Source organism: Desulfuromonas sp. CSMB_57, from assembly GCF_020194955.2.
Classification (GTDB): domain Bacteria; phylum Desulfobacterota; class Desulfuromonadia; order Desulfuromonadales; family Syntrophotaleaceae; genus JAFCIY02.
In genome coordinates this window covers 52,162-75,985 of sequence record NZ_JAFCIY020000038.1, presented here as the reverse complement: position 1 = coordinate 75,985, position 23,824 = coordinate 52,162, and the positions used below count along the sequence as shown (strand labels likewise).

The 23,824-nt window shown below is 64.3% G+C and carries 18 protein-coding genes; 3 read left to right on the top strand and 15 right to left on the bottom strand.

Features of this window, described 5'->3' with window-relative positions; all coding sequences use genetic code 11:
- Nucleotides 1–119: 119 nt before the first annotated feature.
- From JQN68_RS11335 to JQN68_RS11325, 3 genes are all read right to left on the bottom strand, one after another.
- The gene (locus JQN68_RS11335) at nt 120–1,958 is read right to left on the bottom strand and encodes a PAS domain-containing sensor histidine kinase (RefSeq protein ID WP_225073393.1); all 1,839 of its coding nucleotides are present in this window, start codon (nt 1,956–1,958) and stop codon (nt 120–122) included.
- Nucleotides 1,959–2,218: 260 nt separating this feature from the next.
- The gene (locus tag JQN68_RS11330) at nt 2,219–6,124 is read right to left on the bottom strand and encodes a translocation/assembly module TamB domain-containing protein (protein WP_225073394.1); all 3,906 of its coding nucleotides are present in this window, start codon (nt 6,122–6,124) and stop codon (nt 2,219–2,221) included.
- Complete coding sequence (locus JQN68_RS11325; RefSeq protein WP_225073395.1) at nt 6,118–7,902, bottom strand: autotransporter assembly complex protein TamA; 1,785 nt, start codon at nt 7,900–7,902, stop codon at nt 6,118–6,120. Before JQN68_RS11325 ends, JQN68_RS11330 begins: the two co-directional genes overlap by 7 nt.
- Nucleotides 7,903–8,158: 256 nt before the next feature.
- Between JQN68_RS11325 and JQN68_RS11320 the strand changes: the two genes are divergently transcribed.
- Nucleotides 8,159–9,085: a L,D-transpeptidase family protein gene (locus JQN68_RS11320; RefSeq protein WP_225073396.1), complete on the top strand. Its 927-nt coding sequence runs from the start codon at nt 8,159–8,161 to the stop codon at nt 9,083–9,085.
- Nucleotides 9,086–9,113: 28 nt separating this feature from the next.
- Nucleotides 9,114–10,481, top strand: a complete 1,368-nt coding sequence (locus JQN68_RS11315) for a sodium-dependent transporter (protein ID WP_225073397.1) — start codon at nt 9,114–9,116, stop codon at nt 10,479–10,481.
- A gap of 47 nt (nt 10,482–10,528) precedes the next feature.
- On the opposite strand, the gene JQN68_RS11310 is transcribed toward JQN68_RS11315, so the two are convergent.
- The 10 genes from JQN68_RS11310 to JQN68_RS11265 all read right to left on the bottom strand — a co-directional run bounded on the left by JQN68_RS11310 (nt 10,529) and on the right by JQN68_RS11265 (nt 19,671).
- On the bottom strand, nt 10,529–10,858 hold the full coding sequence (locus JQN68_RS11310) for a hypothetical protein (RefSeq protein WP_225073398.1): 330 nt from the start codon (nt 10,856–10,858) through the stop codon (nt 10,529–10,531).
- A gap of 154 nt (nt 10,859–11,012) precedes the next feature.
- A complete protein-coding gene (locus JQN68_RS11305) occupies nt 11,013–11,600 on the bottom strand; it encodes an XTP/dITP diphosphatase (protein WP_225073399.1) in 588 nt (195 codons plus the stop codon).
- Nucleotides 11,601–11,602: 2 nt separating this feature from the next.
- Nucleotides 11,603–12,337 carry a ribonuclease PH gene (gene rph / locus JQN68_RS11300; RefSeq protein ID WP_225073404.1) on the bottom strand — a complete coding sequence of 245 codons (735 nt, stop codon included), beginning with the start codon at nt 12,335–12,337 and terminating at the stop codon, nt 11,603–11,605.
- Between the two features lie 2 nt (nt 12,338–12,339).
- The gene (locus tag JQN68_RS11295) at nt 12,340–13,398 is read right to left on the bottom strand and encodes an N-acetylmuramoyl-L-alanine amidase (RefSeq protein WP_225073400.1); all 1,059 of its coding nucleotides are present in this window, start codon (nt 13,396–13,398) and stop codon (nt 12,340–12,342) included.
- A 74-nt stretch (nt 13,399–13,472) separates the two neighbouring features.
- Nucleotides 13,473–14,543: a DHH family phosphoesterase gene (locus JQN68_RS11290; protein WP_225073401.1), complete on the bottom strand. Its 1,071-nt coding sequence runs from the start codon at nt 14,541–14,543 to the stop codon at nt 13,473–13,475.
- A 1-nt stretch (nt 14,544) separates the two neighbouring features.
- On the bottom strand, nt 14,545–15,009 hold the full coding sequence (locus tag JQN68_RS11285; protein ID WP_225073402.1) for a TIGR00725 family protein: 465 nt from the start codon (nt 15,007–15,009) through the stop codon (nt 14,545–14,547).
- Between the two features lie 97 nt (nt 15,010–15,106).
- Nucleotides 15,107–16,357, bottom strand: a complete 1,251-nt coding sequence (locus tag JQN68_RS11280) for a tetratricopeptide repeat protein (RefSeq protein ID WP_225073403.1) — start codon at nt 16,355–16,357, stop codon at nt 15,107–15,109.
- Nucleotides 16,358–16,473: 116 nt separating this feature from the next.
- Nucleotides 16,474–17,010, bottom strand: a complete 537-nt coding sequence (locus tag JQN68_RS11275; protein ID WP_249621194.1) for an O-acetyl-ADP-ribose deacetylase — start codon at nt 17,008–17,010, stop codon at nt 16,474–16,476.
- A gap of 12 nt (nt 17,011–17,022) precedes the next feature.
- A complete protein-coding gene (locus JQN68_RS11270; protein WP_225072899.1) occupies nt 17,023–17,700 on the bottom strand; it encodes a hypothetical protein in 678 nt (225 codons plus the stop codon).
- 48 nt (nt 17,701–17,748) lie between these two features.
- Nucleotides 17,749–19,671, bottom strand: a complete 1,923-nt coding sequence (locus JQN68_RS11265; protein WP_225072900.1) for an ABC-F family ATP-binding cassette domain-containing protein — start codon at nt 19,669–19,671, stop codon at nt 17,749–17,751.
- Nucleotides 19,672–20,010: 339 nt separating this feature from the next.
- Here JQN68_RS11265 and JQN68_RS11260 point away from each other — a divergent pair, with 339 nt between their 5' ends.
- Nucleotides 20,011–22,341: a ribonuclease E/G gene (locus JQN68_RS11260; protein ID WP_225072901.1), complete on the top strand. Its 2,331-nt coding sequence runs from the start codon at nt 20,011–20,013 to the stop codon at nt 22,339–22,341.
- 47 nt (nt 22,342–22,388) lie between these two features.
- On the opposite strand, the gene JQN68_RS11255 is transcribed toward JQN68_RS11260, so the two are convergent.
- Complete coding sequence (locus JQN68_RS11255) at nt 22,389–23,066, bottom strand: Smr/MutS family protein (protein ID WP_225072902.1); 678 nt, start codon at nt 23,064–23,066, stop codon at nt 22,389–22,391.
- 5 nt (nt 23,067–23,071) lie between these two features.
- On the bottom strand, nt 23,072–23,797 hold the full coding sequence (locus JQN68_RS11250; protein ID WP_225072903.1) for a tetratricopeptide repeat protein: 726 nt from the start codon (nt 23,795–23,797) through the stop codon (nt 23,072–23,074).
- Nucleotides 23,798–23,824: the final 27 nt, after the last annotated feature.

Genomic DNA, 23,824 nt, shown 5'->3' with positions numbered 1-23,824 from the left:
TATAACTACCAGACCGTGAACGCTTTTTCAACAAATGTAAAATTAGAATCCGAAGGCGAGGGGAAATTCAGCCGCCCCGGCCGTACGGCCGGGGCGAAGGAGGCGGATGGAGGGGTGAATCAGTTCCAGAAATCGAGGGTGAGGAAGAAGGTGCTGCCGCAACCGGGGGTGCTCTCCAGCCAGATCTCGCCGTTGTGGGCCTTGATGATCTCCTTGACCAGGGTCAGGCCGAGCCCGGTGCCGCTGATGGGATGGCCTTCGGCGCGCACGCGGAAATAGCGATCGAAGATTTTTTCCTGGTGCTGGGGCAGAATGCCGATGCCCTGGTCGCGGACATAGAGGACGGCGCGGCCGTTCTCTTCGTAGGCACCGAGGACGATGTCGCCGCCGTCGGGGGAATATTTGACGGCGTTGGAGAGCAGATTCTGCAGGGCGCGATACAACTGGTTCTCGTCGCCGCACAAAGGCGGCAGTTGGGCGGGGCAGTCGATGTGAAAACGTCCGCGATCGTCGGCACGGGAAAACACGTTGAGCACGCCGTGCAACAGGGGCAGGACGGCTACCGGCTGGATGTGGGCGACACCGAACCCGGCCCGCAGGCGCTGCAGGTTGAGATGGTTGTCGACCAGATCCTTGAGGCGTTCCCCCTGGTGCTGGATGACCTGCAGGTATTCCTGCTGCTTATCCGCGGGCAGGACACTGCGCTGCAGGAAGTCGGCATACCCGAGGATGGCCGTCAGCGGGGTGCGCATCTCGTGGCTGACGGCGGACAGCATCTCGTCCTTGAGGCGTTCGATGCGGCGGCGCTCGCTGACATCGCGGAAGAAGCCGGCCCGGAAACGGCGCCGCCGCCAGCGGAAATCGCCCAATGAAACCTCGACCTCGAAGACGGTGCCGTCCTTTTTACGATGCGCCACCAGGGGAAAATGGGTGAACTGTCCTTCCTCCACCTGGCTCATGCGCACCCGGGCCTGGTCCGGCTCTTCGGCCAGATCCACGATGCTCAGCCCGGTGAATTCCTGGTGGCTGTAACCGTACAGGGCCAGGGCCGCGGCATTGGCGTCGACGATGCGGCTGTTGCGGGCGTCGAACAGGATGATGGCCTCGGAGCCGCAGGAGAACAGCAATCGGTATTTTTCTTCGGATTCCTGCAGGGTGCGTTCGGCCCGCCGCCGCTGGCTGATATCGATGAAGGAGGCCATGAAGCCGGCCGGCTGGTCATGATCATCCTTGACCACATGTGCCGACAGCTGCAGGATGAGGGGACGTCCGTCATGACGGCGGGCGATCATTTCTCCGCACCAAACGCCCTGCTGCTGCAAGGCCCGCAGCACCACCATGGCCCGTCTGGAATGTTTCCAGAAGGAGGCCACATCCCGGCCGGACAGCTCCTCGGTGCCGCAAACGCCGAACAGCTTGGCAAAGGCGTCGTTGACGTAGGTCAGCCGGCCATCCAGGTCGGTCATGGCGATGCCGTTGATGGAGGAGTCGATGGCGCGCTGAGCGAGGCCGAGCTGCAGCCGGCGTTGCCGATCCCGGGTGACGTCCTGCAGGCAGCCGAGGACGACGGTGGGGCCGTCGGCGCGAAAAACCGAACGACTGCGGTCCGCCACCCACACATAGTGCCCTTGCCGGTGCTGGACCCGGTATTGGCGTTCGTCCGGCCCGCCCCGCCACAACCAGTCCTGCAGCAGGGCAGGCGCTGCCGGCCGATCCTGGGGATGCAGCCGCTGCCACCAGCCGGCGCTGTCGAGCCCCATTTCCGCTTCGGTCCAACCGAACATGTTCCGGCACTGGGGGGACCAGCTCAGTCGATCGCTGTCGGGTCCATATTGATAGAACACCCCGCCCGTCACCTGGCACAGGGTTTCAAAATGGTGGTCGACCGCAGTTGCATCGCCGACCTGACGTTGATTGTTCTGTGGCTCCATGGCGTGTGGCCACGTGCAGGAATCCATCCTCCGCTCCTCATCCCGGCAGACACCCCGCCAGGCCCCGACCGCACCGGGAGGGAACCCGAATGCGGACAGGCTGGGGTGGACGGCCAGGGCAACCCCTCTACCGGGCGATCCGAAATATGCTGAAAGGGGAAGTGTGGTGCCCGTTGGGATGCAGCGAAATGCCCATATCGTTTCGAAATGGCTCAAGCCCACCGCATTGCATGGAATCCTGTTATTCTAGCAGACCATGGCGGGCATGTCAGAGAAAAATTATTTTTTTAACGAAACTCAATACGGTAATACAGGTCGATGCCGCTCTCGGTGCCGGTTTTGGACTCCACTTCCCAATGTTTGCCGAAACTGTAGCGCAGGCGCAACTCGCTGCTGTCGCCGAACAGGGCTTGTCCGAAGCCGACATAGAGGTTGGGACTGAGGTATTTGCCGATGGTGACCATGGCCGCTTCCAGTTCGCCGTTGCCGCTTTCGATGCCGAGCACGTCCAGGCCCAACTGACTCTTGAGACGATCCTGCAGCACCACCGATTCGCCCTGGGCGAGGAGGGCGCCGGCGGCGGCCATGAGCAGATCGGTGTCGCCGCTGCTGCGCACCAGGGGCCGTCCCAGGACGATGTAGGACAGCTGGTCGGTGTCCGACATGGAGGGCTCGGAGTAGAGCTGCAAAAAGGGATCGCGGGGCGTGCCGGTGACCCGTACCCCGGACTTGACCTGACCGACGGTGCGCAGGGCAAGCAGATCGAGGCTCGGTTGCTCGACGGGCCCGCCGCTGAACTGCAGATGACCACGCTCGATCTGCAGCCTTACCCCATAGGCGCTGAAGGCGCCCTCGGCCACGGAGATGCGGCCTTGGGCGGTAACCCGCTGCAGGTCGGTGGCCCACAGGTCCACGGCGCCTTGCAGGCGGGCGTCCAAGCCGGCCGCCTTGACCAACACCCGATCGCCCAGTTCCAGGCGGATGCGGGCATCAAGGGCGATGGGCGACTTTTTGGCGGCGTCCACCGGAGCGCCTTCGAGAATCACATCCGGGCTGGGCCGCACCGCCACGGGTTGGACGCGGTCGGCGATGAGCATTTCGGGGACCTTGACCGTACCGCGCACGCGCAGGGTCTCCAGGTCGCCGTCGAGGGTCAGTTGCGGCGAGACGGACAATTGCAGTTCCGGCAGGCGCACCGCCTGGAAGTTCTGTCCCTCGGCGCTGAGCTGAAATACCGTCGGGCGCCACTGCTCCAGACGGCAGGAGCCGCTGCCCTGCAACCGGCCGCCGCCGGAGACCACACTCCAGGAATCCAGCAGCAGGCGGTCCTCGACCAGGCGCCCCTGAAGGGCGATGTCGCGCAGTTCAATCCCGGCGGCGGGCAGATAGGCCGAAGCCTGATCGAGCTGCAACCGGCCGCCGTAGCGCGGCTGTTCCCAGGTGCCGGTCACATCCACCTGCGCCTGCAGGCGGCCGGCGGTCTCCTGGATCAGCCCCGGAAACAGGCTGGCCAGCAACCCGCGTTCCTGCAGGGTGGCACGCAACCGAGCCTGGAGCGGGTCAGCTACGGGTGCCAGAGGCCAGCGGGCCGGCAGGGGCAGCCGCCAGTTGCCTTCCAACCGGCCGTGGTCGGCCAGAGTCAGCTCCAGATCCCCCGTCAGGCGGTCGTCGCGCCAGTCCCACCGGCTGACGGCCCTCTCAAAGGACAGGCTCAGACGGCCATCGGGTCGTTGCCAGTCCAGTCGGCCGTCGGTCAGATCGGTGGTCGCCGAAAGCCTCCACCGACCGTCGCCATACCATTGACCCTGCCCCTGACCGCTGACCAGGCCCTGCCCCTGCCAGCCTTCCGGAAACCAGGGGGCAAACCGCCGCAGATCCAGCCGGCGCCACTGCAGGGACCAGTCGATCTGTTCCGGCCAGGCGCGGCCGGCCGGCTGCCCGGAGGCCCAAGACGCCGCGGCCTGGCCGGCATCCCCCAGATCCGCGGCCAGGTCACCATCCAGCCCGCTCCGGTTCCAAAGGGTGCGCAAAGTCACCTGGTGCAGATCCACGAGGCCATCGCGGTGGGCCACGGCACCCTGCAGATCCGCCTGCAGGGCCAGCTCCGGAGCACCTTCGGCAGGCCACTGCAACTCGAACCGTCCCTGGGAACGCCCGGACCATTGCAAACCCGGGGTCCAGGCATCGAGCCGGGCCAGATCCATCTGCCGCCAGCCGCCTCGTAGCGCCCCGCTGACATCGGCGAAAGCCAGGCGACCGTCCAGTTCCAACCGTTCGTCGCCGCTGCCGGCCAAGCGCAACCCGGCCACCCGGACCTCCTCGGCGGAGACGGTCAACTCGGCCGGTTGCAGGAGGCTCCAGGGGGCTTTGCCGTCGTGCAGGGACAGACTCTGCAGCCGCCCCTGCCACTGTTCCCTGTCCCAGCCGCCGTCCAGACTCAGGCGCAAGTGGCGGGGCGGATCCTGCAGCTCCAGGGAGGCGCTGTGCCGGCGCAGGGTGCCGGTTGCCTGCAGCCGGGCCTGGTTCAGGGGGGCGAACGGGGTGGTCACCCCGGCCAGGCGCGCATCGATGCTGCCGGGTCGGTCGACGCCCTGCCAATCCACGGCCAGCGACACCCCTTCGGCGCCATACTGACGGAATCGAATCCGGTCGCCGCGGCCGGTCAGGGAGCCCTGCCAGTTCTGCTCCCGGTAACGCAGCCAACCGTCCGCCTGCAGGGTTCCCGAGGTTTCCGGCACCAGGCCGGCCAACTCCCCGACCCGCAGTTGCACCGCCAACCGTTCTTGGAGACGGCCGGAGGCGCGCACCGACAATCGATCCCCCTGCACCTCCAGCTGCCGGAAATCCACCTCCGTTCCGGCAAAGCGCGCATCGACCCGGCCTTGGAAGCGATGACCGCGCCAACGACCGGAGGGCACCTGCAGCTGGATCCGCCCCTGCCAGTCCTCGGCTGCGCGCCGCGCCTCACCGGTCAGAGACACGGCAAGATCCTGCGGCCATTCGGGCTGCAGCACGGTGAGCTGCACCCCCCGACCCTGCAGTTCCGCGCCGACGGTCAGCTCCGGTTGCCAGGCAAAATCCAGCTTGCCGGACAGCTCACCCTGCAGCCAGCGGCCGCGCAAGGAGGTAAGGGACACCTGTCGGCCATCGCCCTGCACGGCACCGCTCAGGGTCAGGTTCCGCCACCCCGGTCCACGATTGGCCAGTTCCAGCCGCCCTTGAAAATCATCCAACCACCCCTGCACAGCCAACTGCACATCGAGGTCCGTTTCCAGGTCGGTGAAGGCCTGGAGATTGGCCTTGCGAAGGCCCAGTTCGGCCTTCAGCCGCGGTTGCTCCCCGGTCATGTCCAGGGCCATGCGGCCGGTAACGGGCTCCGGCAAGGGCGCGACGCGGGCCTGCAGATCTTCCAGGCTCAGCTGTCGGCCGACCAGGGTCAGGCGCGACCGCAACCGCGCTCTTTCCACCTGGGGATGGCGCAGAAACAGCCACAGCCGGCCGTCCAGGGCCTGGCCGGCGGGGCGCTCCTGAAGTTCGGTGCGCAGGGCCAGACGCAGGGGGCCAGCCGGTTGCTGCCATTGTGCCGTGGCCCGCCAATGCAGGCGCCGGGCAACCAGGTCGAGTTCCAGGGCGGTGGCCGCGGCCTGTTCCGGCCCGAGCAGGGTCAGCCGCGGCACCACCAGGCGCGCTCCGGTCCAGAACAGGCGTCCGGATACGGAGGTCATGGTCACCTGCTGGCCGGAGGGCAGAGTCACCTGCAGGTCCGTCACCAGCAAATAATCCAAGCTGCCGCGCAGCCACCGGGCCCAGGACGGCAGGGGCGGCAACCGCCAGTCCAGCGGCGGTTCGGGCGTCTCGCTTTCCCGCAGTTCCAGTCGGACCCCGTCGCCGGTCAGGGACGGCAGCCCCACCCGGCCACGCCACAACTCGGCCGGCTGCCAGGTAAACTGCAGCCGCCGGACGGTCAACTCCCCGTCCGGCCAGGTCACCTCCAGATCATGCAGGAGCAGGCCCTCGACCAGGGTGCCCTCAACCCGGGCAAAACGTGCCATGCCGCTGTGTTCCGCCAGGCGGTGCAGCAACCAGCGGGAACCTTCCGGTCGGGCCAGCAGCCAGTAGCCGGCACCGACGGCGAGGCTCAGGAGCAGCAACCCCGTTGCGCCCAGGATGATGAAAATCCAGCGTCTTACCATCCGAACCCGATACTGAAGTGAAGGCGGAAGGAAGGATCGTCCGCGTCGATTTGTCGTGCGACATCCAGTCGGATGGGACCCACCGGCGTATAGTACCGCAGCCCCAGCCCGGCCCCCATGGCCAAGTCAAAATTGGAAAAACTGTTGAAGGCGTTGCCGGCGTCGAAAAATCCCGCGACACCCCAGTTCACGCCAAAGGCCCGTTCCAGTTCCAGGCTGCCGACCAAAAGGTGACGGCCGCCCACCACATCCCCGGCGCTGTCGCGCGGTCCGAGGGTCTGGTAACCGTAGCCCCGCACGCTGCGATCGCCGCCGGCAAAAAACCGCAATGAGGCAGGCAGGGCCTTGAGGCCCTCTTCCTGCAGGGAAAACGCCGTATCCAACCGTGCGAACAGGGACCACCGGGCCGGCAACGCCACCAGGGTATTGCCGGATGCCAGCAACTGCAACACGCCCGTATCCGAGCCGAGCCAGGGAAAGCCACCGCGGGCTTCGAGGGCATAATGATAGCCGCCGCGGGGCCGAACCATGTCCCGGTAACCGCGCTGGGAGAAACGTACCCCGGGCAGAATCATGCGAAAAGAATCCTCCTGCTCCCCGATGGTGAAATTCTCCTGAAAAAAATTGAGGAATACCGAACCCTTGCGGCCACGCCCGAACTCCCGGACCCGCTCCACCTCGGCGCTGACCTTGCTGCTTTCGACGTTGGCGACATCTTTGTGCTCCAAGCCGGCGCGAAATGCCGTCAGGCTCTGCAGACTGTAGGGATCGGGCCATAGGTAGGCCACCCCGACCAGTTGGGTCTTCTCGGCCAGGTTCAACTCCGCCGACCATTCATGGCCGCGATCCCAGACGTTCAAATCCTTGTAGGTCAGGGACATGCGGGCGCCGGTATCGGTACCGTAGCCGATCCCGGGCCGCAGACGCCGCGAGGGGGATTGTTCGAGTTGCACCGTCAGGGGAATCCGTCCCTCCCTTTCCTGTTCGCGATCCGGTTGGAAACGGACGTCGCGGAAGCGATCGGAGTTGAGCAGATTGATCTGGCTCTGGCCAATACTGTGTTGAGAATAGGCATCGCCGGGCTCAAAGGTGAGATAACGCCGCAAAAATGGTCGGGGATAGTCCTCGGCACCCTCGAAACTCACTTCACCGAAGTAGTATCGCGGCCCGGTTTCAAGCACCAGGTTGATGGCGGCCCCGCGACGTTCGGCATCGATGCGGATCTCATGCCGGCTGAAGGCGGCATCCAGATAGCCCAGGGACATGGCTCGGCCGAGGAGTTCGCGTTTGCTGTCTTCGTAGGGCTGGTGCAGCAGGATATCCCCTTCCTTGAGGGGGAAAGCTTCGACCAGTCGCCGCAGGGCGCCTCGCGCCGCCCCCGGTCCGGCAACCTCGACCCGAACCTCGGAGACCCGCACCGGCTGACTCGGCTCGACCGCCACCTTGAGCAGCCAGTTGCCGGGTCGTGGTTCCTCCAGGGACGACTGGATGCGGGCCTGGTAATAGCCGAAAGGCTCGAGAGCGGTACGCACCAGATCGGGAACCTGGCCGGCAAAGCGCTGCAGCCAGCGTTGATCCACCTGCCCGTTGCGGATCAGACCCGGCGGCCAGGCCAGCATGGCCAGAACGTTGTCCCGAGCCGGACCTTCAACCCCGGTCAGCTCCAGGCGTACCGGCTCCGCCGCCCGGACCGGCGTGCCGGTCAGGCTGAAGAACAGGACGACCAGCAATCCGATCCAACTTCCCCGGCCTGGCCGGGGCCCCTCACTCCGAGCCATTAGAGCCTCCGCATAACAACCACACTGCAACTGCGAACATCATGACATGAGGGATTTGATTCAGGAAAATCCCAAACCAAATCATGACCGTGTCTGAAGTATAGCCGAATCGGATACGGAAAGGAATGACCCGTGCAGCATCTGCTTGCGGAATCGCCGGAGTGCGAAAGCCCATGTTTTCGGCTAGAATAGGAACAACCTGCGCCGCCTGGCCGGCCTTCACCCTGCCCGGCCGAGGCTTTTCCGGAGACCCAGCATGCCGCATCGATTGCCGATCTGTCTGTACCTCGTCGCCGTCCTCGTCCTGACGTCACTGCCATGTCAGGCCTGGTATCATCTGCCCGGCGAGGCGGCGATAATTCCCGAAGGCAGCCGGGGGGTGCTCATGGGCCGCAACCGGACCTACGTCATCCGTCCTGGCGAGACCCTGATGGAGATTGCCCGCAGCCACGGGCTGGGCTTCACCGCCCTGCAGCGGGCCAATCCGGAGTTCGATGCCTGGTCGCCCGGCGCGGGACGGGAACTGCTGCTGCCTTTCGCCTTTCTGCTGCCCTCCGAGGTGGAACCGGGCATCACCATCAACCTGGCCGAATTCCGCCTCTACCATGTGTGGCGGGAGGGTGCCCGGCGCCGGGTGCGGGTCTATCCGACGGGTATCGGCAGCGAAGGCTACGACACGCCCCAGGGGCGCTTCACCATCGTCAACAAAATCGTGAACCCGAGTTGGACGGTGCCGCCCTCCATCCGCGCCAAAAACCCTCTGCTGCCGGCGGTGGTGCCGCCCGGCCCGAACAATCCCCTGGGGGAATACTGGCTCGGCCTGTCCATCCCCGGCTACGGCATTCACGGCACCAACCGGCCCTTCGGCATCGGCCGCCGCATCAGCCACGGCTGCGTACGCCTCTATCCGGCCGACATCCGCGATTTGTTCGGCCGGGTCAGCATCGGCACCCCGGTACGGATAATCCATCGTCCCATCAAAGCGGCCATCCACGATGACCAATTGCTGGTCGAGGTCCATACCCTGGCCGGTCCGGATCCGGAGGGCCTGCTGGCGGAAGCCCTCACCCGGATTCGCGAAACGGGCTGGACGGGTCCCCTGGATCGGGACCGGCTGGACCTGGCCCTGCGCCAGGGTCTCGGCATACCGGTGGTGGTGTCACCGCCGGACCGGGAACCCTGAACCTGTCGTTGCCAACCAGGGAGGCTCCATGCAGAAATCCCCCGCGCCCCGTGCCAATTGGGCGACCCGGTTCGGCTTTATTCTGGCGGCGGCGGGCAGCGCCATCGGTCTGGGCAATATCTGGAAATTCCCCTACATCGCCGGCCAGCACGGCGGCGGCGCCTTTGTCCTGGTCTATCTGGCCTGCATCACCCTGGTCGGCATTCCCATCATGATGGCGGAGTTGGCCATCGGGCGCCAGGGGCAGCGCGACGCCGTCGGCTCCTTCGTCGCCCTTGAGGGCCCGGGCAGCCCCTGGTGCCTGGTGGGCTGGGGCAGCGTCATCGCCGCCTTCATCCTGCTGTCCTTCTATGCCGTGGTGGCCGGCTGGAGCTTTGATTATCTCCTCAAGGCGGCTAGCGGCGGCCTGCGGAACCGCAGTCCCGGCGAAATCGAAGCGCTCTTCGACCAGTTGGTGGCGTCGCCCGGGCGGGTTATTTTCTGGCAGGCCCTATTCCTGACGGCCAACGTCGCCATCGTTTTGGGCGGTATTCGCACCGGCATCGAGCGCTGGAGCAAAATCCTGATGCCGGCCCTGTTCGCCCTGCTGCTGCTCCTCTTCATCCAGGGCATGCGCTCCGACGGCGGCGGCCAGGCCCTGGCCTTTCTGTTCCGTCCCGATTTTTCCCGTCTCACCCCCCGGGCGTTGCTGGATGCCTTGGGCCACGCCTTTTTCACCCTGTCCCTGGGGGCGGGGGTGATGATCACCTATGCTTCCTACCTGGAGCCTGAGGCCGACATCCGGGCTCTCTCCCTGCGCATCGCGGTGCTCGATACGGTGGTGGCGCTGGTGGCGGCCCTGACCATTTTTTCCGTGGCCTTTTCCGCCAATCTCGAAGCCGGTGCCGGGCCGGGACTGGTCTTCAAAACCCTGCCCATCCTGCTGCTCAGGCTGCCCTTCGGCTCGTTGCTGGCTTTACTGTTCTTTTTGCTGCTGGCCTTTGCCGCCCTGTCTTCCTCCATTTCCATGCTGGAAGTGGTGGTGGCCTATCTCATCGATGAAAAAGGCTGGTCACGCCGCCTGGCCACGATTCTGGTCGGCTTTGCGGTATTTTTACTCGGCCTGCCCAGCGCCCTGTCCTTCAGCCTCTGGCAGGATGTCCGGCCCTTTTTCGGCCACACCTTTTTCGAGGCCTTCGATGCGCTGGTCTCCTCCTGGCTGCTGCCCCTTGCGGGCCTGTTCGTGGCGCTCTATGTCGGCTGGTTCTGGGGTTCGAAACGGCCAAATAAAACCCTCCCCGGCGGCTCGCTACAGGGAGGGTTATCGGCGGGCTGGCAACTGCTGCTGCGCTTCGTCGCCCCGGCTGCGGTGATTCTGATCCTGCTCAACCAACTCGGCCTGCTGCCATCGGGTTGACGCCGGGTCACGAACCGCAACCGGATTGCCGTTGTGCAATCGAAGCCCTATTTTCTCTGGCTCATTTCAAAGGCCTTGGCGGCCTTGGCGGCACTCTGTTCCGCCGCACCGGCGCTGGCCGCGGCCGCCGCCGCGGAATCCGCAGCCTGCTGCGCCGCCTGCTCGGCCCGCTGGGCCGAACTTTCAGCCTGCATCGCGGAAGCGTTGGCCGCGGTCGCCGAAGCTTCAGCCTGCTGGGCCGCTGCCGTCGCCACCTGTCCGGCCGCAATGGCCTGATCGACCAGTTTCCGGTCGGCGTCGCACAACCGCCCCGCACATCCGGAAAGCGTCAGCAGAGCGATCAATGCTCCGCCCCCAACTTGTTGCCATTTGCGCATCGATGTCACCTCCGTTTCGGGTTGTTCCCTCCAATTCCCATGGCAAAGGTATGTGACTTCATGCTTCCATTATGGCAGGTTGGAATGGGTCTGCAACCGCGGCAGGCTCACACCAGAGGTTGGCAGCCATCCGATCCGTTGGGTGGGAACCCGGTCAGGAGAGCCGCAGTTGGGCCACCACCTGGCGCAGCGCCTGACCGCGGTGGCTGATGCGGTTTTTGACATCCAGAGGCAGTTCGGCGAGAGTCCGCCGATACTCGGGCACCCAGAACAGGGGATCGTAGCCGAAACCGTCCTTGCCCCGCGGCGCTTCCAGCACCAGGCCGGGCAGCATACCTTCGAAAAACCGGCAATCGCCGTCGGGCCGGCACAGGGCCATGACGCAATGGAAGGCCGCCTGGCGCTGCCCGGCAGGAATCCCGGCAAGCTCCGCCAACAGCTTGCGGTTGTTGTCGTCATCGCCGGCATCGCTGCCGGCATAGCGCGCCGAATGAATGCCCGGCCGGCCGCCCAGGGCATCCACCGCCAGGCCCGAATCGTCGGCCAGGGTCAGTCGGCCGGTCAGACGGGCCACCGTGGCCGCCTTTTTGCGGGCATTTTCGGCAAAGGTCAGGCCGTCCTCGACGACTTCCGGCAGGCCCGGAAAATCCCCCAGACCCAGCACCTCGATGCCGCTGTCCGCCAACAGGCGCCGGATTTCCCGGAGCTTGCCGGCATTCCCGGTTGCCACTACCAGCTCCATGTTCAGCCCTCCAACGCCAGTTGCTGCAGGCGGCTCAATTCCCGGCAGCCGGACATGGCCAGATTGCGGAGACTGTCGAACTGCTCGAGGGAAAAAGGTTCCTCTTCGGCCGTACCCTGAATTTCCACGAACCGGCCGCTGCCGGTGATCACGAAATTCATGTCGACGGCGGCGCCACGATCTTCCTCGTAGTCCAGATCCAGCAGCGCCCGGTCAGCCAAAAATCCGACGCTGACCGCGGAGACGCTGTCCCGCAGGGGCCAATCGGCCAGCAGTTGCCGTTGGCGCAAACCGTGAAGGGCGTCGCACAGGGCCACATAAGCGCCGGTAATGGCGGCGGTTCGGGTGCCGCCGTCGGCCTGCAGAACGTCGCAGTCGATGAGGATGGATCGTTCGCCCAAGGCATCCAGATTGGTGATGGCCCGCAGGGACCGGCCGATGAGGCGCTGGATTTCACTGGTTCGGCCGCTGACCTTGCCGCGGGCCGCTTCCCGGGGATTGCGTACCTGGGTGGCGCGCGGCAGCATGGCGTATTCAGCGGTAACCCAGCCGCGACCGCAACCCCGCAGGAAGGACGGAACGCTCTCCTCGACGCTGGCGGTACAGAGCACCCGGGTTTCTCCGAAGCAGACCAAGACCGACCCTTCCGCATAGCGGGTAAAACCGCGGCAGAAGGTCACGGGACGCAACTGGTCGGCCTGCCGGTCGTGGGCACGGCCGCCGGACACGTTATTCATCATTACAACTCCTGTTGTTCTTCAGCAAAGGTTTTGAGAGCCTGAAAGATCAGCCGGGCGGTTTGTTCCTGGCCATCGGCGGAACCCAGGCGCGCCTGGTCGGTGGGATGGCTCAAATAACCCAGTTCGATGAGGACCGTCGGCAATTCCCCTGCCGTCAGGGGCAACAGCGGCGCGCCGACCACGCTGTTGACCCGGATGCCGGCGCCGCGGAATGCCGCTTCCAGATGTCGGGCCAGGCGCACGCTGTCATCGCCGACGCCTGGCCGGGCCGTTGTCTGTCGAACCGGACGCACGAACAGAGTCACGCCATGGGTGCGGGCGTCCATGGCGGCCTGGGCATGCAGCAGCAGCAGGACGTCGACCTCCGGCTGGTTGAGGGCGGCCAGGCGCTGCACCCGGGACAGGGCATAGTCGCCGTTGCGGCTCAGATAGACCGGGATGCCCAGATTCATCTTGATCTGGCGTTCCAGGCGCCGGGCGACGGCCAGGGTTACCTGTTTTTCCATCAGGCCGTCCATGCCGATGACACCGGGGTCGTCGCCGCCATGGGCCGGATCGATGGCAACCGCCCGCAAGGCCGGAGCATCCAGGGCTTTTTCACGCCGCAGCAGGAAAGCGAACAGGCGATCCAGGGTGGATTCAGGCTCCGCCGATTCCTCCGGCGGCGCCAGATCTCGGAAGTGCACCGGACGGCCCAGCAGGTCGGCCAGTTGGGACTGGACCGTTGCGGCCGAAATCCGCAGGCGGCCATCGATGAAACGGGGGGGATGGGACAGGGGCAGCAGCCGTTCGCCATGCCTCAGGTAGTGGCTGTCCGGCGCAATGAACACGGCACCGTGCGGGGTGACAATCCGGTAGCGGTGTTGCACGGAGTTCCATTCGCCCTTCAGGCCCAGGGCCGCCAGAACCTCTTCAACGGCCAGAAACACCGTGCCGTCGCGCCGATACACCTCTTCGAGGACCACCGGATCCCGACCGGGCAGACCCAACTCCACCGCCGCATAAGCGGAATGGACACGGAGACTGAGAAGCAGCACAAACAGGACGATACGCAACATGAATCTCCTCGGATTTCTGGGAGATTCCTTATAACCCGGCGGAGACGCGGGTGTCAATGCAGCGGACCGGTCCCTCAATCGCTGACCAGGGGCAGGCCCGGAGCGGGGTAACGCCCCAGGTGCGCCAGCAAACGCTGGGTGAGGGTATGGGCAAGGTGCTCCTGCGCCTCACGGGACCCGTCGGTGCCGCGGATTTGGCCGCCGGCCATCATGCCATGGCCGCCGGCCGTGCCCAATCCGGTCACCACCGCCTGCATGACCGCGCCGGCATTGAGGTCCGACCGCAAGGTGCGGAAGGACAGGACGACCGTGTCCCGGAACCTTCCCAGGCCCATGACGATGGCCACCTCGTCGACCCGCAGCAGAAAATCCGCCATCTCCGCCACCATGTCGGGATTGTCGATATCGAACAGATTGAACACCAGGATGTCCCCGAAGATCAAGGCATTGCGAATGGCATGGTGGAAATGGCGGAAATAGGCGCGGGGCACCTCGGGATGGGTGATGTCGAACAGGATGCGGTTGTTGGCCAGGGGCAGCAGATACATATAGGCACGCCGATCCGCCCGACTCCACTCGCGGCCCAGATCCTGGGTTTCGGACTTGATGGCATAGAACAGAATGGTGGCGAGCTTGGTCCCGAAATTGACCTTCTGGGCCAGCAGGTATTCGAACACCATGGTGGCCGTGGCACCGTAATCCTCGCGGACATCCACCCAGCGTACCTTTTGGCAGGCTTCGAGGCAGGGATGGTGGTCGATGACCAGATGCACCGGGCGTTCGACAGGAAAGGAGTTGTTGCCGGTACCGGGCTGGGTATCGACCATGCAGACCACCGGATAGCGATCCAGATCGAGGCTTTCGAGGGGTACGATGTCGATTTCCAGGGACTCGACCATGACCCGGTTTTCGCCTCGGCCGACAACGCCGCCATAAGCCACCGTGGTCGGTTGCCCGGTTTGGACCAGAATGAGATGTTTCAGGGCCATGGCCGAGGCCAGGGCATCGGGATCGGGATGATCGTGGGTTACGATGAGGACATGGCCCCGTCCCCGGAGCCACTGCAGCAACTGATCCGTAAAAACCCTCGGCCGATGGAGATCGGTGGCCGTGGTTTCGCTCCGGGCAAGGGACGCATCGGCCATCTCAGTGACACTTTCCAAGCCGTGCAAAAGCCAGTTGCACCGCTTCTTCGGCGGAACCGGCATGAATGATGCCGGGCAGGGACGGCCAGCTGTCGAGGGCGATGACCGGCCGACCCAGTTTGAGGGCGATGGCCATTTCCGCCAGGGTGCCGTACTCACCTTCGATGGCGATGAGAGCCCGGGCGGTATGGGCGATGATGATATTGCGGGCATGGCCCATATTGGTGGGTACCGCCAGGGTCACAAACGGGTTGGCCTCGCACGGATCCCCGCCGGGCAGCAGCCCGAGGGTTTCGCCGCCAACCTCGCAAGCGCCCTGGCAGGCCGCGGTCATGACACCGCCGAGGCCGCCACAGACCAGCACTGCACCGCCCAGGGCGATGAGACGCCCGACCTGCCGGGCCCGATCGCAACCCCGAGCACTGGCCCGGGAAGCCCCGATGACACCGATGAGCAAACGCTGCATAACCCTCCCCGCCCCTTTCGAATTTAGCTCTTGCCTTTCCTTCCGCCTTCCGCCTTCCGCCTTCCGCCTTCCGCCTTCAGCCTTCAGCCTGCTCTTATCAACCCTCCGCCTTCTTCATTTTAAACAACCGCTGAAAGGACGGCAGATTGCGTACTCCGTCGAAAGCATGGTCGAAGGCGGCGGCCTGCAGAAAACCGGGGTCGCCGTCCGCCGCCCGGCTCAGAGCCTGGATGGCCAGACGCGGCCGGCCCTGGCGGGCCAATACGCAGGCCCGATGGTAATCCACCTGGGGATCGCCCTCGGCAAGTTGCAGCACCGCGTCAAAACAGCGCAGGGCTTCTTCAAGACGCCCGAGAGCCATGAGCACCCGGCCTTTCTCCTTCTGGGCATACAAGGCATCCGGCTCCAGGGCCAGGCATCGATCCAGGGCGGCCAAAGCTGCCGGCCAATCCTCCCCGGCAGCCCGCAGCAGGCCCAGACAAAAATGCCATTCACAACGCTTGGCGGCGCCTTTCTTCACTGCGGACAGGGCCGCCCCAGCCTCCTCCAGGCGCCCCAGGCGAATGAGCAGAAGGATTTTTTCCCAGAGGGCCGGCCAAAAATCCCGACCCCGCTCCCAGGCCAGGTCGAACTGCCGCAGAGCGGCATCGTCCTGCCCCATACGGCACAGGGACAGGCCGCAGTTGAAGCGGAAGCCGGCCATCTCCGGCGCCAGGCGGGCCGCCTGGCGAAAGGACTTCAGGGCCTGGTTTTCCTTGCCCAAGCCGGAGAGGGCGTAGCCCCTGCCGTTCCAAGCCGGAGCGGAGCGGGGCTGCAACCGCAGAACACGATCGAAGCAATCCAGGGCTTCGGCAAAGCGTTCCAAACGGTTGAGCGCACAACCCTGGCTGAAATAGACATCGGCGACATTGGGCGCTGCACGCCGCAACGCTTCGGTAAACAGCGGCAGGGCCTCGGCGGGGCGGCCTGCCTCATCCAGGAGATTGCCCAGACTGAGGTAGATTTCCGGAAAGTCGGGCTGAAGTTCCAAGGCCCGCTGCAAATGCCACAAGGCGGCCTCGCGCAGCTCCATCTGCTGCAGCAGCATCCCGAAATTATAGTGCATGGCGCCATTGTCGGGATCCAACAGCAGAGCCTTGCCATACAGGGCCAGGGCCTTGGCACCGTCACCGACATTGCCGGCGGCCACGGCGCACAGGTTGAGGGCATCCACATTCAGTGGAAAATCCGCCAGATAGTCCTCGGCCAATTCCAGGGCCAGAGCGTCATCCCCCTGGTTGAGGGCTCGATGGGCCTGTATCAGGCGCGTGTCGTCTTCCTCGGCAAAATCTGTGTAGTCTTGATCCATGAGGGCTCCCGGTTGCGCCGGTTCAAATTATTCAACGAGTCATGTCATTATAGCAAATAGCGAGCCCGATCATGAAGCACCCGGGGCACAACCGCCCCAAACGGTGCAGAAAGGCTTTATCGGTTCTCCGCAACCCGCAGCAGTTCACAGTACAGGTCATAAAATTCCGGTGAAAACAGTACGAACAGCACGGTCTCCGGCAAGGCGTGGGAGGCGAGAAACTCCTGCACCGTGCGCACCGCGATGCGGCTGGCCTCGTCGATGGGATAGCCGTAAATGCCGCAACTGATGGCGGGAAAGGCGATGGACTGCAGGCCCTGGGCCGCGGCCAGCAGCAGGCTGTTGCGGTAGCAGGAGGCGAGGAGCCTGGCGTCCTCGGGCCGACCGTGATAGACGGGGCCGACGGTGTGAATGACATGCCGGGCCGGCAGGCGGTAGCCACCGGTCAACTTGGCCTGACCGGTGGGACAGCCCTGCAGAGTACGGCATTCCTGCAGCAATTGGGGTCCGGCGGCGCGGTGTATGGCACCGTCCACCCCGCCGCCGCCGAGCAGGCTGCTGTTGGCGGCATTGACGATGGCATCCACCTCAACCCGGGTGATATCCCCCAACCTCACTTCGATGCGTCCAAAACGGGTGCTGGTCCGGTCCATGCTGTCCTCCCCTCACAATTCCGCCGCCTCCCGGCCGGGTCCGGCAGCCATCAGCGCCTCTTGCCAGATCTGCAGCAGATCGATGTCCTGCAACAGATCGGGACGCTCCGACGCCGTGGACCAGTCGGCGCGAATCACATCGATTTTGGCGCCCGGCAGCCAGGCCACCGAGGCATTGAGTTCCGCCTGCTCGGCGAGTTCCTGTGCCCCGTCGTGAAAGAACCCGAGAGGGACGCCGGCCTGGTAGAAAATGAGCGCCGCACGCTCTGCGGCCCGTACCAGCAGACCGCCGTTGAAGCATTCCTCCCGCAATTGGCCGAGGAGATAGGGAATGTCGAGAATCTCGCGGTCCTGGCCGCGATACAGGAATTCCCCGGCCAGCAGATCGTGCACCCGGCCCGCCAGGGCGGGGGTCAGGCGAAAGATGCTGAGACTGGCGGCACCGCTCAGCGCCAGGGCAAAGAGACGGGACAGGGCCGGCCCACCGTCCTGTCGGCCGGCGCCACAACTGAACCGCGCCAGGGACAGGGCGCCCTGCACGAACAGCACCAGGCCGGCATTGCTGCCGGCGGAGCAGTGCAGATAGCCGGAAAACCGGCCGCCGTGGAGCTTTTCCAGGGCCTCCAGCCAATCCATGCGCACCGGGTTGATGGCTTCCTTGACCGCTTTGCCGCGCGGCAGTTGTATCATGTTTCCTCCTTGCTGCCAGCCCATGGGCACGGTCCGCCTGGGAGACTGTCAGGCGCTTTCCTCATACTGCAGGTCCTCCCAACGCTGGTAAAGAGCCGCCACATCCTCCTGCAATTGCTGATAACGGGCGGCCAGAATCCGGCTACGGTCCGGATCCTGGTAGAATTCCGGATCGGCCAACTGCTCTTCGGCGGCAGTCAATTCCGCCTCCCGCTGCTCGATGCAGGCTTCGATCTCTTCGATCTCCTTCTGACGACGCCGCTGTTCGCGCTTGGCAGCCTTGCGCTCTTCCTGGTTCTGGGCACCGGCGACGGCGACGGCAGCCGCGGCGGTCGGGGTCCGGCCTTGCTCGACCCGCTGCGCGGAATGGGTAACGTCTCCCTGAGCGGTCTTGGCGCGCAGAAAATCCTCGTAGTTGCCGAGATAGGATTGAACCTTGCCGGCGCCCACCTCCACTACCCGGGTAGCCAATTGGTCGACGAAGTACCGGTCATGGGAAACGAAGACGATGCTGCCCCGGTAATGGCGCAGGGATTCGAGCAACACTTCCTTGGATTGGAGATCAAGGTGATTGGTCGGTTCGTCCAGCAACAACAGATTGGCCGGCCGCAATAGCAAAATGGCCAGGGCCAGGCGGTTTTTTTCGCCCCCGGACAAGACCGCCACCGGTTTCTGCACATCGTCCCCGGAAAACAGGAAGGCGCCAAGGATGTCCCGCACCCGCGGCACCATGTCGAAGGGCGCCGCATTCGTGATCTGCTGCAGCACGGTGGCTTCCGGATTCAGGACCCGGGCCTGATCCTGGGCAAAATAGGCCAACTGCAGATTATGGCCCTCCCGCCGCGTACCCCGGCGCGGCGTCTCGGCTGCCGCCAGCAGGCGCATCAGGGTCGATTTGCCGGCGCCGTTGGCACCGACCAGGGCCAACCGCTCGCCCCGCTCCATGGCCAGGTTCACGTCCTGCAGCACGCTCAGGGACCCGTAGCCATGCTCGACCCCCTCCAGGGCCAGAACCTGCCGGCCACCGGCGGGTGGATCGGGGAAGCGAAAAGCGATGGTCTTGCGCTGCGGCGGCACCTCGATGCGTTCGATTTTTTCCAGCTGCTTGATGCGGCTTTGAACCTGCGGCGCGCGATTGGCCTGATAGCGGAAGCGGCTGATGAAAGCCTCGATACGGGCGATTTCCTCGTCCTGACGCTGGCGGGCCGCCCGCAAGGCAGCCACGCGCGCCTCCCGGGCAACCAGGTACTGGCTGTAGTTGCCCGGATACTCAGTGAGGCTGCCGTTCCACAGTTCGACAATGCGCCCGACCACGCGATCGAGAAAGAACCGATCATGGGACACCAGGACCACGGCGAAGGGATAGTTGATCAGGTATTCTTCCAGCCAGTCGCGGGCCGGCAGGTCGAGATGGTTGGTCGGCTCATCGAGCAGCAGCAGGTTGGGCCGGCGCAGCAACAGTTTGGCCAAGGCGATGCGCATCTGCCAACCACCGGAAAAATGCTCGCAGGGACGCTCCCAGTCGGTCTCGGCAAACCCCAGTCCGGCCAGGACCTTGCCGATTTCGGCGGTCATGGTGTAGCCGCCGCCCTGGCGGAACGCCTCCTGCAGCGTTGCGTAGCGTGCCATCGCCTCCGGGCGGCCGGCGGCGGCAATCTGCTGCTCCAGATCCTGCAACTCGGTTTCCATGGCCATCAATTCGGCCAGGGCTGAACGCACCTCTTCGTAAAGAGGCCGGCCGGCATGGCTCAGGCCCTCCTGAGGCAGGTAGCCGAAGCTGGTGCCCCGGGCGACCTGCAGGTTGCCGGCATCCACCGTGAGTTCGCCGGCCAGCACGCGCAGCATGGTGGTCTTGCCGGAGCCGTTCTCACCGCACAAACCGATGCGGTCAGCGGGCCGAATATGCCAGTCGATGCCGGAAAAAATCCGTCGCTGCCCAAAATCCTTGGTAATATTTCGTAGTTGAAGCATGGCTCTTTTTATAGCACAATATGCAAACTTGGTAAAACCTTGAAACGCGGCCTCTTCCACCGTTGCTTGCCGCTGCTCAGCGGGCCCAACCGCGCGCCCGTTGTCCCCTCTGGCACGTTTTACCGGATTCGTATCTGCGCTACGGTCGGGCTCCGCGCCCTGACGATAGAGAAAAGTTTAACCACCGAATTGCGTGTCTTCCGTCGATGCGGCAGCGGACCACAGCGTCGTTTTTCATCTACGCTGTTCCGCCTTGCTCCGGCAGAAGACAAAACGGTCCGACTCCCAAGGACCGTCACACCTGTTGAGACCGCCGTCACGGCGGTCGGAAGGATTTATATGGCTAAAAAGATGTTGATCAACGCCACCCATCCCGAGGAACACCGGGTGGCCATTATCGAGGACGGCAACCTGACCGAACTCGACATTGAAATCGCCGGCAAGGAACAGACCAAAGGCAACATTTACAAGGCCGTTGTCGCCCGGGTGGAATCGGGTCTGCAGGCGGCCTTTGTCGATTTCGGCAGTGAGCGCCTGGGTTTTCTGCAGATCGGCGAAATTCATCCCACCTTTTTCCGCGACGCCGAAAGCCGGACCGAGGCGGGCAAACGGCCGCGCATCACCGATCTGCTGCGCCGCGGCCAGGAGATCCTGGTGCAGGTGGTCAAGGAAGAGCGTGGCACCAAAGGGGCGGCGCTGACCACCTACCTGTCCCTGCCCGGTCGCTATATGGTGCTGATGCCGGAAACGGATACCAAGGGCATCTCACGCAAAATTGAAAAGGAAGGCGACCGAAAAAAACTCAAGGAGATCATGGAGAGCCTGGAATTGCCGGACCACATGGGCTATATCGTCCGGACCGCCGGCAGCGTGCAGAAGAAAACCGATCTGAAACGGGATGTCGATTACCTGCTGCGCTTGTACGAAAAAATCCGGCAACAGGGCCAGGCCAGCAAGGCACCAGCCCTGATCTACAAGGAATCCAACCTGGTCATCCGGTCCATCCGCGATTATTTCAGTGACGAGATGGACGAGGTGCTGGTGGATGATGCCCGGGTGGCCGCCGAGGCCCGGGAATTTTTCCAGGAGGTCATGCCGGAATACGCCCAATTGGTCAAACTGCACCAGGAGCGGCGGCCCATCTTCTCCCGCTACCAGATTGAAGAGCAAATCGACACCATCACCAAGAATAAGGTCATGCTGCCGTCCGGGGGTTCCATCGTCATCGACTCCACCGAGGCCCTGGTGGCCATCGACGTCAACTCCGGGAAGATGGCCAGCGAGCAGGGAGTGGAAGCCACCGCCTTTAAAACCAATTTGGAGGCGGCCGTGGAGGCGGCCCGGCAGTTGCGCCTGCGCGACCTCGGCGGCCTGGTGGTCATCGACTTCATCGACATGCGGGACCGCAAGCACACTCGCGAAGTGGAAAAAGCCCTCAAGGATGCCCTCAAGTACGACAAGGCCCGGGTCACCATCGGCCGCATCAGCCAGTTCGGCTTGCTGGAAATGAGCCGGCAGCGCATCAAATCGGCCCTGGCGGCCGCCGCCTATCTGCCCTGCCCCCATTGTCACGGCAGCGGCCGCATCAAGACCTCAGAATCCCAGGCCCTGGCCCTGCTGCGGCGCATCCATGCCGGCCTCGCCAAGGGCAACATCGGACGCATCGAAGCGCAGTTGCCCCTGGATGTGGCCGCCTACCTGCTCAATAACAAGCGCGAGGAACTGCTGGCCATCGAACGCAAGAATGATGTCGCCCTGTACATCCACGCCTGCCCGGATTTTATCGCCGGCCAGGCGGAAGTGGATTTCCAGCGCCGGGAAAAGGAAAAAGTCGAAGAGACCCAGTATGTCGAGGCCAATCGGGTGCTGCTGGAAGGGGCCGAGGCGTCCGATATGGAAGAACCGGCGGAAGCAACCGAAGCCACTGCGGCAGCAGAACCGTCAAGTGCCGACAAGCCCGCGAAAAAGAAACGCCGCTCGCGGCGCCGGAAGAAACCGGCAGCCGTTGAGGAACCGGCACTGGCCGTGGAAGTGGTGGAGAACATTGAGAGTGAAGGGACTGCAGAGACGACAGGGACTATCGTGACTGCGGAAACTGTAGAGACTGCGGAGACTTTAGAGCCTTTACAAATTGTGGAGACTATAGAAGGGCCTGCAGTGACGGCAGAAACTGTTGAACCGTTGGACGAGGCCCCCATGGAGGCCGCCGCAGCCTCGAAGCCGGAGTCCCAGGACGGGAAGGCGCCCTCCCGTCCCCGGCGTCGGCGCAAACCGGCTACAAAGCGGGAACAGCCCGCGGCAACCGGAGGGGAAAATCCACCGCCGGCCGGAAATGAAACGGCAGCAGCGATGGGTGAACCGCCTGCGGCCGGGTCTGACCAGGCGGCGGCCAAACCGCCAGCGCGTTCCAACCGGCCCCGGCCTCGCCGGACCACCAAGGCAAAGCAACCGGGTACCGGCAGCGCAGTTGCCGAAACGACAGAAATGCCTGCATCTGCGGGCGAAAGCGCCCCAGCGGAAAGCCCGGTACCGGCGACGGATGCCAAAAAGCCCGCGCGCCGCGGGCGTCCCCGCAAAAATGCCGCCGCAAAAGACCAGCAACCTTCCGGACAGGAAAGCCCTTCCGAATCCGGGGGTGAAGGTGACGACAAGGCCGACAGCCCGTCCTGATCCTGTTTTTAACCAAAGAGGCCGGAGCACTGCTCCGGCCTCCTGCTTTATGGCCGCCCGCGGGCCTTGAGAAAAACCACCAGGGCGCCATCGCCCCCGTAGCGGGCCGGGGCGCGGCCCCATTCGGCCACCCAGGCTCCGCCGGCCTCGGCGAGATAGCGCTCTACGGCCGCCCGCAACACCGGGCCGTCCTCGGAGCGCTTGCCCTGACCGGTAATCACCAGGACCGTACCCCAGCCCTGGTAGGCCGCATCCTGAAGGAAAAACCCGACCCGCTCCAAGGCTGTCTCACGGGACAGGCCATGCAGATCGAGCTGTGCTTGGGGCGTCAGGCGTCCCTGGCGCAACTGCTTCATGCGGGCCGGTTGGGCGCGCAACTGCGGCTCTTCCGGAAATTCGTCCCGAAACACGGCATCCATCTGGCCGAGGGCATGCAGGAACAACTCCCCATCGTCCTTTGGTGGAGGGGTAGGCGCTGACCTTCGCTCCTGCGCCGTCTCCGGCGGCAGTGCCCGTCCCGGCATGGCAGAAGGCTGCTCCTTGACACCGAGACGCTCCATTTCATGGGCAAACAGCTCTTCCTCCGGCAGTTCTTCCACCTTGCCTTGGGGTTTGGTCACCGGTGCAGGAACCTCTTCCTTGGAAACGGCAAACCCCTTCAACTGCTTGAAGGGGTTTGCCGAAAAAACCTGTTTGCCGCTCGCTTTGTCCTTGTTTCGAGCCATGCCGTCTACCGCCTGACGATTTTGCGCCGTCCCTGTACGGCCTTGGTCTGTTGCTTGACCAGCGCACCGGTCTTCTCCAGATGGAATTGGTACCAGGCGTCGCCGTAAACCTGCATCTTCATCTTCTTCCCGGCTTGCAGCGCCGCCAGATTTTCCGCCAACCGCTCATCGCCGCCGACCTTTTTCAGGGCTTTCTGCAGCACCTCCTGCGCCTTGCCGACCTCGCCGACCTTCTCGAGACAGAACGCATACAGGTTCCAGAGCAGAGGCTCCTTGCGGGTAACGGCCAGGGCTTTCTCGAAGGTGGCCGACATCTGCTGGGTCTTGTTCCGCTTCATGTAACAGATGGCCAACATGCCCATGGCCGGCCAATGGCGGCTCATGCCCTTCTGCAAATAGTCGAAGGCTTTGCCGAAATCCCGGCGCAGATAATGAATGCTGCCGATCTGGGCGTTCAACTGCCCGGCAACCGTGAACTGCCACTTGCCCATGGGCAGCAGCGCTTCCAGAGATTTGATGGCCTTTTCGGCACGTCCGGCCTGCAGATCGCGCTGTACGCTTTCCATGGTGGCCGTCAGCATTTTGGTGATGCGTCGACTCAGCAGAAAAAAGCTTCCGGCGAAGGCCAACAGGCCGGCCAGTATCGCCCAGATCCACTCCAGACCGGCTCCGGCCCGCAGCAGCGTCACCGTCAGGACGTAAATGGCCAAGGATATCGCCAGGTTGATCATGATTGCCTTCATCCTTTCAGAATGGGA

What these genes read in the sequence shown, in the direction of transcription:
- JQN68_RS11335 (WP_225073393.1), bottom strand. Translation starts at nt 1,958, where the DNA reads ATGGATTCCTGCACGTGGCCACACGCCATGGAGCCACAGAACAATCAA.
- JQN68_RS11330 (WP_225073394.1), bottom strand. Translation starts at nt 6,124, where the DNA reads ATGGTAAGACGCTGGATTTTCATCATCCTGGGCGCAACGGGGTTGCTG.
- JQN68_RS11325 (WP_225073395.1), bottom strand. Translation starts at nt 7,902, where the DNA reads ATGGCTCGGAGTGAGGGGCCCCGGCCAGGCCGGGGAAGTTGGATCGGA.
- JQN68_RS11320 (WP_225073396.1), top strand. Translation starts at nt 8,159, where the DNA reads ATGCCGCATCGATTGCCGATCTGTCTGTACCTCGTCGCCGTCCTCGTC.
- JQN68_RS11315 (WP_225073397.1), top strand. Translation starts at nt 9,114, where the DNA reads ATGCAGAAATCCCCCGCGCCCCGTGCCAATTGGGCGACCCGGTTCGGC.
- JQN68_RS11310 (WP_225073398.1), bottom strand. Translation starts at nt 10,858, where the DNA reads ATGCGCAAATGGCAACAAGTTGGGGGCGGAGCATTGATCGCTCTGCTG.
- JQN68_RS11305 (WP_225073399.1), bottom strand. Translation starts at nt 11,600, where the DNA reads ATGGAGCTGGTAGTGGCAACCGGGAATGCCGGCAAGCTCCGGGAAATC.
- rph (WP_225073404.1), bottom strand. Translation starts at nt 12,337, where the DNA reads ATGAATAACGTGTCCGGCGGCCGTGCCCACGACCGGCAGGCCGACCAG.
- JQN68_RS11295 (WP_225073400.1), bottom strand. Translation starts at nt 13,398, where the DNA reads ATGTTGCGTATCGTCCTGTTTGTGCTGCTTCTCAGTCTCCGTGTCCAT.
- JQN68_RS11290 (WP_225073401.1), bottom strand. Translation starts at nt 14,543, where the DNA reads ATGGCCGATGCGTCCCTTGCCCGGAGCGAAACCACGGCCACCGATCTC.
- JQN68_RS11285 (WP_225073402.1), bottom strand. Translation starts at nt 15,009, where the DNA reads ATGCAGCGTTTGCTCATCGGTGTCATCGGGGCTTCCCGGGCCAGTGCT.
- JQN68_RS11280 (WP_225073403.1), bottom strand. Translation starts at nt 16,357, where the DNA reads ATGGATCAAGACTACACAGATTTTGCCGAGGAAGACGACACGCGCCTG.
- JQN68_RS11275 (WP_249621194.1), bottom strand. Translation starts at nt 17,010, where the DNA reads ATGGACCGGACCAGCACCCGTTTTGGACGCATCGAAGTGAGGTTGGGG.
- JQN68_RS11270 (WP_225072899.1), bottom strand. Translation starts at nt 17,700, where the DNA reads ATGATACAACTGCCGCGCGGCAAAGCGGTCAAGGAAGCCATCAACCCG.
- JQN68_RS11265 (WP_225072900.1), bottom strand. Translation starts at nt 19,671, where the DNA reads ATGCTTCAACTACGAAATATTACCAAGGATTTTGGGCAGCGACGGATT.
- JQN68_RS11260 (WP_225072901.1), top strand. Translation starts at nt 20,011, where the DNA reads ATGGCTAAAAAGATGTTGATCAACGCCACCCATCCCGAGGAACACCGG.
- JQN68_RS11255 (WP_225072902.1), bottom strand. Translation starts at nt 23,066, where the DNA reads ATGGCTCGAAACAAGGACAAAGCGAGCGGCAAACAGGTTTTTTCGGCA.
- JQN68_RS11250 (WP_225072903.1), bottom strand. Translation starts at nt 23,797, where the DNA reads ATGATCAACCTGGCGATATCCTTGGCCATTTACGTCCTGACGGTGACG.